The organism is Streptomyces sp. 13-12-16, from assembly GCF_002114215.1.
Lineage (GTDB): Bacteria > Actinomycetota > Actinomycetes > Streptomycetales > Streptomycetaceae > Streptomyces.
Window position 1 is genome coordinate 9,089 of sequence record NZ_NCTE01001030.1, and the last position, 8,434, is coordinate 17,522.

Annotated in this window: 8 protein-coding genes; 3 read left to right on the top strand and 5 right to left on the bottom strand. The window is 70.6% G+C overall.

Annotated elements, in window-relative coordinates:
- From B7767_RS34635 to B7767_RS34645, 3 genes are read right to left on the bottom strand one after another with little or no spacing between them, the layout of a single operon-like run.
- Complete coding sequence (locus B7767_RS34635) at positions 1-1,761, bottom strand: NAD+ synthase (RefSeq protein ID WP_085575556.1); 1,761 nt, start codon at positions 1,759-1,761, stop codon at positions 1-3.
- A gap of 49 nt (positions 1,762-1,810) precedes the next feature.
- A complete protein-coding gene (locus B7767_RS34640; protein WP_085575557.1) occupies positions 1,811-2,434 on the bottom strand; it encodes a DUF305 domain-containing protein in 624 nt (207 codons plus the stop codon).
- Positions 2,431-3,093 (bottom strand): DUF3105 domain-containing protein, encoded by a 663-nt coding sequence (locus B7767_RS34645; RefSeq protein WP_085575558.1) that lies wholly within the window; start codon positions 3,091-3,093, stop codon positions 2,431-2,433. Before B7767_RS34645 ends, B7767_RS34640 begins: the two co-directional genes overlap by 4 nt.
- A 276-nt stretch (positions 3,094-3,369) precedes the next feature.
- On the opposite strand from B7767_RS34645, the gene B7767_RS34650 reads away from it, so the two are divergent.
- From B7767_RS34650 to B7767_RS34660, 3 genes are all read left to right on the top strand, one after another.
- On the top strand, positions 3,370-3,813 hold the full coding sequence (locus B7767_RS34650) for an Rrf2 family transcriptional regulator (protein WP_085575559.1): 444 nt from the start codon (positions 3,370-3,372) through the stop codon (positions 3,811-3,813).
- A gap of 266 nt (positions 3,814-4,079) precedes the next feature.
- Positions 4,080-5,441 (top strand): glutamine synthetase family protein, encoded by a 1,362-nt coding sequence (locus B7767_RS34655; protein WP_085575563.1) that lies wholly within the window; start codon positions 4,080-4,082, stop codon positions 5,439-5,441.
- Positions 5,442-5,738: 297 nt separating this feature from the next.
- Positions 5,739-7,304, top strand: coding sequence for a polysaccharide lyase family 1 protein (locus tag B7767_RS34660; RefSeq protein WP_085575560.1), 1,566 nt, complete (start codon positions 5,739-5,741; stop codon positions 7,302-7,304).
- A 182-nt stretch (positions 7,305-7,486) separates the two neighbouring features.
- Here the strand turns inward: B7767_RS34660 and B7767_RS34665 are convergent, their stop codons facing one another.
- Together B7767_RS34665 and B7767_RS34670 are read right to left on the bottom strand one after the other, a co-directional pair.
- Positions 7,487-8,197, bottom strand: coding sequence for a DUF3618 domain-containing protein (locus B7767_RS34665; protein WP_085575561.1), 711 nt, complete (start codon positions 8,195-8,197; stop codon positions 7,487-7,489).
- Positions 8,173-8,434: phage holin family protein (locus B7767_RS34670; protein ID WP_143652790.1), on the bottom strand; the 262-nt coding region annotated here is incomplete at its 5' end. The genes B7767_RS34665 and B7767_RS34670, both read right to left, overlap by 25 nt.

The window sequence follows — 8,434 nt, forward strand, 5'->3', positions numbered from 1 at the left end:
TCAGGCGCGCGCCCCCTCGCGCCAGCCGTTCGTGATCGGGAGGCGGCGGTCCTTGCCGAAGCCCTTGGGGGAGATCTTCGTGCCCGGCGGGTACTGCCGCCGCTTGTACTCCGCCCGGTCCACCATCCGCAGCGTCTTCGTCACCAGCTCCGCGTCGAACCCGGCCGCGACGATCTCGTCCGCCCCCCGGTCCCGGTCCACGTACAACGCCAGGATCGCGTCCAGCACCGGATAGTCCGGCAGCGAGTCCGTGTCCACCTGTCCGGGCCGCAGCTCCGCACTCGGCGGCTTCGAGATCGAGTTCTCCGGAATCGGCGGCGTCTGCCCCCGCTCCACCGCCGCCCGGTTGCGCCATTCCGCCAGCCGGAACACCGACGTCTTGTACACGTCCTTGATCGGCCCGTACGCCCCGACCGAGTCCCCGTACAGCGTCGAGTACCCCACCGCCAGCTCCGACTTGTTCCCCGGCGCCAGCACGATGTGCCCCTCCTGATTGGAGATCGCCATCAGCAGGGTGCCCCGCAGCCGCGACTGCAGGTTCTCCTCCGCCAGCCCCGTCAGCCCCAACGCCCCCATGTACGCGTCGAACATCGGCTCGATCGGAACCGTCCGGTAGTTCAGCCCCGTCCGCCGGGCCAGCTCCGCCGCGTCGTCCTTCGAGTGCTCGGACGAGTACTTCGACGGCATCGACACGCCGTACACGTTCTCCGCCCCCACCGCGTCACAGGCGAGAGCGGCGACCAGCGCCGAGTCGATCCCCCCGGACAGCCCGATCAGCACCGACCGGAACCCGTTCTTCGCGGCGTACGCCCGCAGCCCCACGACCAGCGCGGAGTACACCTCCTCGTCGTCGTCGAGCCGCTCGGCGTACCCCCCGGACAACGAGGCGTCGTACGCGGGCACGGGCTCCTCCGACAGCACGACCCGGTCGATCCGCAGCCCGTCGTCGACGACCCCCGTCGGCGCGTCGGCCTCCGCGGGGGGCAGCTCGAGGTCGACCACGACACACGCCTCGGCGAACTGCGGCGCACGCGTCACGACGCCGCCGTCACGGTCCACGACGATCGAGTCCCCGTCGAAGACCAGCTCGTCCTGCCCGCCCATCATCGCGAGGTACGCGGTCGTGCACCCGGCCTCCTGCGCCCGCTTGCGCACCAGCTCCAGCCGGGTGTCGTCCTTGTCCCGCTCGTACGGCGAGGCGTTGATCGACAGCAGCAGCCCGGCCCGGGCCGACCGCGCCGCCGGCACCCGCCCCCCGTCCTGCCACAGGTCCTCACAGATGGCGAGGGCGACGTCGACCCCGCGCACCCGCACCACCGGCATGGTGTCGCCGGGCACGAAGTACCGGAACTCGTCGAAGACGCCGTAGTTCGGCAGGTGGTGCTTGGCGTAGCTCAGCACCACCTCACCCCCGTACAGCACGGCGCCCGCGTTCTGCGGCGCACCGGCCGGCTGCCCGTACTTCGGCTGGGCGGCGGCGCTGCGGTCGAGGTATCCGACGATCACCGGAAGCTCCCCGAACCCCTCCTCGGCGAGCCGCGCGGCCAGCGAGCGCAGCGCCGCCCGCGAGGCCTCCACGAAGGACGACCGCAGGGCGAGGTCCTCGACGGGGTACCCGGTCAGCGCCATCTCGGGGAACGCCACGAGGTGCGCTCCCTGCTCGGCGGAGTGCCGGGTCCAGCGGACAATCGTTTCGGCGTTGCCGGCGAGGTCACCGACGCTCGAGTCGATCTGATTCAGGGCGAGACGTAGTTGAGGCACGGGCCCAGTGTAATCGTCAAAACGACGCGATGTCCCGGAGTCCCGTCCGCTACGGCCGGGCCGCCGCCCCCCGCTCCTCCAGCATCCCCGCCATCAGCGCGATCTCGGACTCCTGCCCCTCCACCATCCCCCGGGCGAGCCGCTTCTCGGCCCCCACCTCGCACGCACGGACACACGCCTGGGCCATGTGCACCCCGCCCTTGTGGTGGTCCGTCATGAGCTGCAGGTAGAAGACCTCCGCCCGCTCCCCGTTCAGCGACCCCAGCCGCTCCATCTCGGCGTCGGTCGCCATCCCCGGCATCAGCGCGCCGTCCTTGCCGGAAGCGCTGTCACCCATCCCCATCCAGGTCATGGGCGGGTCCATGGACACCTTGGGCAGCTCCCACAGGTCGAGCCACCCCAGCAGCATGCCCCGCTGGTTGGCCTGCGTCTGGGCGATGTCGTAGGCGAGCCGCCGGACCTCCTCGTCGTCCGTGCGGTCCCGCACGACGTACGACATCTCGACGGCCTGCTGGTGGTGCACGGCCATGTCCCGGGCGAACCCGGCGTCCGCGGAGTCCGCGGTCGGAACCGCGTCCGAGGACCCCTCGTCCCCGGCCACCGCGTAGGTGATCGCTCCGGCCGCGACCAGTGCCAGGGCCGCGGCGCCCGCGATCAGCCCGACCTGCCTCACTTGGACAGCCCGTTGGTGCAGGCGGCCCCCGGTTCGGGCGTCTGCTCCCCCTGGACGAACTTCTCGAAGAACGCGTCCAGGTTCGGGTCGTCCGCACCGGTCACCGTGCGCTGGTGCCCCCAGGCGGACAGCACGATCGGGTCCTTCTGGCCGTCCACCGGACTCATCAGCGTGTACGGCGTCTTCTTCACCTTCGCGGCGAGCGCGTCGACGGCGGCCTTGTCGGCCGAGGCGTTGTACGTCACCCACACGGCACCGTGCTCCAGCGAGTGCACGGCGTTGGTGTTGTTGATCTCGTCGGTGTAGACGTCCCCGTTGCAGTTCATCCACACCGGGTTGTGGTCACCGCCCACCGGAGGCGAGACGGGGTAGTCCACGGCCTTGGTCACGTGGTTGCGCCCCAGCTCGCCCTCCCACTTCCGCACACCGTCCTCGCCCGTGACGAACTTGCCCGAGTTCTTCGAGTCGGCGGCCGCGCTGCCGCCGTCGTCCGACTGCGACCTGACGAGCACCACACCGCCGGCGACGAGCCCGACGACGACCACCACACTGGCGGCGACGGTGAGGATGCGGGCGCGGCGCTCGCGGGCCTTCTCGGCACGCCGCATCTCCTCTATGCGCGCCGAACGTGCCGAGCTGCTCTTCTTGGCGGAGCCCATGGGAGTGTCCTTCGGGGGAGTGGGACGAACGGGTCAGCTGATCGTAATAGGGGAGAGGGGGAGAGCCGTAGGGTTCACGGCCAACGGAACCGCACGGAACCGCACCCCCACAGGGTCGCACCACGGCAGGTCCGGCCCTCACAGGGCCGCACCCCGGAGCCGCACCGCACAGGGCCGCACCACGCAGTTCCGGCCCTCACAGGCCCCCACAGGACCGCCCCCGAACCGCCTCCAGAAAACTTGAACCCAAGATGCGTATTACCTACGCTCTCTGCCATGCGGCTCCTCCGCTCCACAGACCTGGCCCTCCGCGTCCTCATGCGCCTCGCCGTGGCCGGCGACTCCACCCCGACGACGCGCGACGTCTCGGAGGCCATGGACGTGCCCTACACGCACGCCGCGAAGGTGGTCGCCGAGCTCCAGCACATGGGCCTGCTGACGGCCCGCCGCGGCCGGGGCGGCGGTCTGGGCCTCACGGAGGAGGGCCGTACCGCCTCGGTGGGCGCGGTGGTCCGGGCCTTCGAGGGCGAGGGGGACGTCGTCGACTGCGAGGGCACCGCCACCTCGTCCCCCTGCCCGCTGAACTCGGCCTGCCGGCTGCGCGGCGCCCTGCGCGGGGCCCAGGAGGCGTTCTTCGCCTCGCTGGACCCGCTCACGGTGGCGGACATCGTCTCGGCCCCCACCGGCCCCCTCCTGCTGGGCATCTCCCCGAGGCCGTGAGCCGCCCGTTCCGGATACCGGCCCGAGCGGGCAAGATGGGCTCCGGAGCGGTACACCTGTCGTGTGCGAGTCGTCCGACCCGCGGCGAGTCGTCCGACCGGGCCGCCTGATCGGACCACCCGGTCGGACGGCCGATCAGGCCGTCCGGCCAAGGTCGGCAACGCGTATGAAACGCTGGTGTGGTGGGATGCTCGCAATGCCCGGCCGTCTCCCCGGGGAGTGGGAGCGGACAGGCGGCCTGACCGGCAAGGATGGGGAAGCGGAAGATGGACAAGCAGCAGGAGTTCGTGCTCCGGACGTTGGAGGAGCGCGACATCCGGTTCGTGCGCCTGTGGTTCACCGACGTGCTGGGCTTCCTCAAGTCCGTGGCCGTCGCCCCCGCCGAACTCGAACAGGCGTTCGATGAGGGGATCGGCTTCGACGGCTCCGCCATCGAGGGCTTCGCCCGGGTGTACGAGTCCGACATGATCGCCAAGCCGGACCCGTCGACGTTCCAGATCCTCCCCTGGCGCGCCGAGGCCCCCGGCACGGCCCGCATGTTCTGCGACATCCTCATGCCGGACGGCTCCCCGTCCTTCGCGGACCCGCGCTACGTCCTCAAGCGCGCCCTCGCCCGCACCTCCGACCTGGGTTTCACCTTCTACACCCACCCGGAGATCGAGTTCTTCCTGCTGAAGGACAAGCCGCTGGACGGCAGCCGCCCGACCCCCGCGGACAACTCCGGCTACTTCGACCACACCCCGCAGAACGTCGGCATGGACTTCCGCCGCCAGGCGATCACCATGCTGGAGTCGATGGGCATCTCGGTGGAGTTCTCCCACCACGAGGGCGCCCCCGGCCAGCAGGAGATCGACCTGCGTTACGCGGACGCGCTCTCCACGGCGGACAACATCATGACGTTCCGCCTGGTCATGAAGCAGGTGGCCCTCGAGCAGGGCGTCCAGGCGACCTTCATGCCGAAGCCCTTCTCCGAGTATCCCGGCTCCGGGATGCACACCCACCTCTCCCTCTTCGAGGGCGACCGCAACGCGTTCTACGAGTCCGGCGCGGAGTACCAGCTCTCCAAGGTGGGCCGCTCCTTCATCGCGGGCCTGCTGCGGCACGCGGCGGAGCTCTCGGCGGTCACCAACCAGTGGGTCAACTCCTACAAGCGCATCTGGGGCGGCACGGAGCGCACGGCGGGCGCCGGCGGCGAGGCCCCGTCGTACATCTGCTGGGGCCACAACAACCGCTCGGCGCTGGTCCGCGTGCCCATGTACAAGCCCGGCAAGACCGGCTCGGCGCGCGTGGAGGTCCGCTCCATCGACTCCGGCGCCAACCCGTACCTGACCTACGCCGTCCTGCTGGCCGCCGGCCTGAAGGGCATCGAGGAGGGCTACGAGCTCCCGCCGGGCGCCGAGGACGACGTGTGGGCCCTGTCCGACGCGGAACGCCGCGCGCTGGGCATCGAGCCCCTGCCGCAGAACCTGGGCGAGGCCCTGACCCTGATGGAGCGCAGCGACCTGGTCGCCGAGACCCTCGGCGAGCACGTCTTCGACTTCTTCCTGCGCAACAAGCGCCAGGAGTGGGAGGAGTACCGCTCCGAGGTCACCGCCTTCGAGCTGCGCAAGAGCCTGCCGGTGCTCTGAGTCCCGCGCACGGCGTTCCAGGGGGCCGACGGTCACGCACCGTCGGCCCCCGACCGCTGTGCGCGCCCTCTCCGCCGCTAAACCGGAACCTAACCGGAATCAACCTCTCCGTAACTGTACGGAGCCTTGCCAGCCCCTCGAACGTGGCCCTACTGTCGCGACGAACATGAAGAAAGCGCTTTCTCGCCGATGGGTCGGCTCACCCCGCCTCCCCTCATCGGTGGTACTGACATGCCCATGACATAAGGCAGCTCGGTGCGGAACACCCGGCACATGAGAGCGAAAGGCGAGACGAGAATGAGACGATCAGTCGCAGTGCGACTCTCCGCGGTACTGGCCACGGGGGCCCTCGCGGCGGCGACCGGTGTGGCCCTGTCCACGTCCACGGCATCCGCCGCGACCGGCGGTGTCACCGGCTACGCGACCCAGAACGGCGGGACCACCGGCGGTGCGGGCGGCCAGACGGTCCGTGCCACCACCGGTACCGCGATCCACCAGGCCCTGTGCAGCCGGGCCAGCAGCTCCACCCCGATCGTCATCCAGGTCGAGGGCACCATCAACCACGGCAACACCGCCAAGGTGTCCGGCAGCAGCTGCAACACCGCCGCCGGCGTCATCGAGCTCAAGCAGATCAGCAACGTCACGATCGTCGGGGTCGGCAACGGCGCCGTCTTCGACCAACTGGGCATCCACATCCGGGAGTCCAGCAACATCATCATCCAGAACGTGACGGTGCGGAACGTCAAGAAGTCCGGCTCGCCCACGTCGAACGGCGGCGACGCCATCGGCATGGAAAGCGATGTCCGCAACGTCTGGGTCGACCACGCCACGCTGGAGGCGTCCGGCGGCGAGTCGGAGGGCTACGACGGCCTCTTCGACATGAAGGACAACACCCAGTACGTGACGCTGTCCTACAGCACCCTGCGCAACTCCGGCCGCGGCGGCCTGATCGGCTCCAGCGAGAGCGACACCTCGAACGGGTACGTCACGTTCCACCACAACCTGTACGAGAACATCGACTCCCGTGCGCCCCTGCTGCGCGGCGGCATCGCGCACATCTACAACAACCACTACAAGAACCTGAACGAGTCCGGGATCAACTCCCGGGCCGGCGCCCGCGCCAAGGTGGACAGCAACTACTTCGAGGACTCCAAGGACGTCCTCGGCACCTTCTACACCGACGCCGCCGGCTACTGGCAGGTCAGCGGCAACATCTTCGACAACGTGACCTGGTCCGAGCGGGAGGGCGACAACAACCCGGCCGGTCCGAACCCGACGTCGAACACCTCGGTCGGCATCCCGTACGCGTACACCCTCGACGCGGCCAACTGCGTGCCGAGCGTGGTGAGCCAGACGGCGGGCGCCAACAAGGGCCTGAAGGTCTCCGACGGCAGCTGCACCCCGCAGAACCCGGACCCGACCGACCCCGACCCGACGGACCCGGACCCCACCGACCCGGACCCGGACCCGACCGACCCGGATCCCACTGACCCGCCCACCGGCACCAACCTCAGCATCGGCGCGGGCTCCGACGGCTCCTCCAAGGCCGACGGCACGAGCTACGGCAACGTCCGCGACGGCGACATGAGTTCGTACTGGTCCCCGTCCGGCTCGACCGGCTCCGTCTCGATCAAGTGGGGCTCGGCCACCACCGTCTCCAAGATCAACATCAGGCAGGCGTCGGGCTCGGGCACCATCGGCTCCTACCGCGTCCTCAACCACGACACGGGCGCCGTCCTGGCCTCCGGCAGTGGAGCGGGCGTCATCAGCTTCTCCGCGACCTCCCTGAAGAAGATCACCTTCGAGATCACCAGCGCCTCGGGCACCCCGAGGATCGCCGAATTCGAGACGTACGCGAGCTGACCCGCACCGGGGGCCGTCCCCGCGGCGGCCCCCGGCTTCAGCCGGCGCCGGGCGTCACCGGCGTGGTGGCCACCGTGATCCCGATGCCCACCCGCCAGCCGTTCACCGGGGCGACGAGAAGCGCTGCCTCCGGGCCCGAGAGGACCGGGGCAGCGCTTCCCCCGTCCGCCGGTGTTCCGGTCTCACGCCGGACCGGAGCGCTTGCGGGCCTCGTCCTTGAGGCTGCGGCCGGAGTCCTTGGCCTGGTCGGTGACCTGGCCGGTCCGGTCGCGGGCCTCGTCCTGGGTGGTGCGGGCCGCCTGCTGCGCGGTGTCCTTCACCTCCGCGGCCGCGCTCTGCGTGACCTCCTTGGCGTCCTCCTTCAGGTGCTGCGCGGACTCGGTGGCGGCCTGCTTCACCGGCTCCAGCGCCTCGGCGCCGCGCTCCATCAGCTCGGACGCCTTCTGCTGCTCCTTCTCGGACGCGGGCACCATCGAGGCGGCCAGCAGGCCGACGCCGAAGGCGACCAGGCCGGCGGCCAGCGGGTTGCCCTGCGTCTGGCGGCGGGCCATCTCGGGTGTCTGCTGGACGGCCTGTCCCGCCTGCTCCGCGACCTCGCGCGCCGAGTCGGCCGCGCGTCCGGTGCCCTCCTGCACCGAACCGGCCGCCGAGCCCGCCGCCGACTGCACCGAGCCGGCCGCCGAACGGGCGGTGTCGGCCATGCCGTGCGCCGTGTACGAGGCGGTGCCCATGACGCGGTCACGGACGCCCGAGACCGTGCGGCGCATCCTCGCCTTGCGGCGGCGGGCCATGCGGCGCGGGCTGGCACGGTCGGCGAGCCGGTCCACGTCCGCGGACAGCTGGTTGCGGGTGGCCGCGATCTCGGCCCTCATTTGGTCGGGTGACGTGCCCATTCCGCGTCCTCCTTCAGGGTCTGGACGGTGTGCTCGGGCTTCGGCGAGACGGTGCGCATCTTCGCGCGGCCCTTCTGGTACAGCACGGCCGCGGCGACGGCCCACAGCGCGGCGATGATCAGCGCGGCCCAGCCGTCGTCCATCACGTTGGCCAGACCGAACATGGCCGCCAGCGACAGGAACAGCAGGACCATGTAGCCGGCGAAGCCGGCACCGCCGTACATCCCGGCCGCCTTG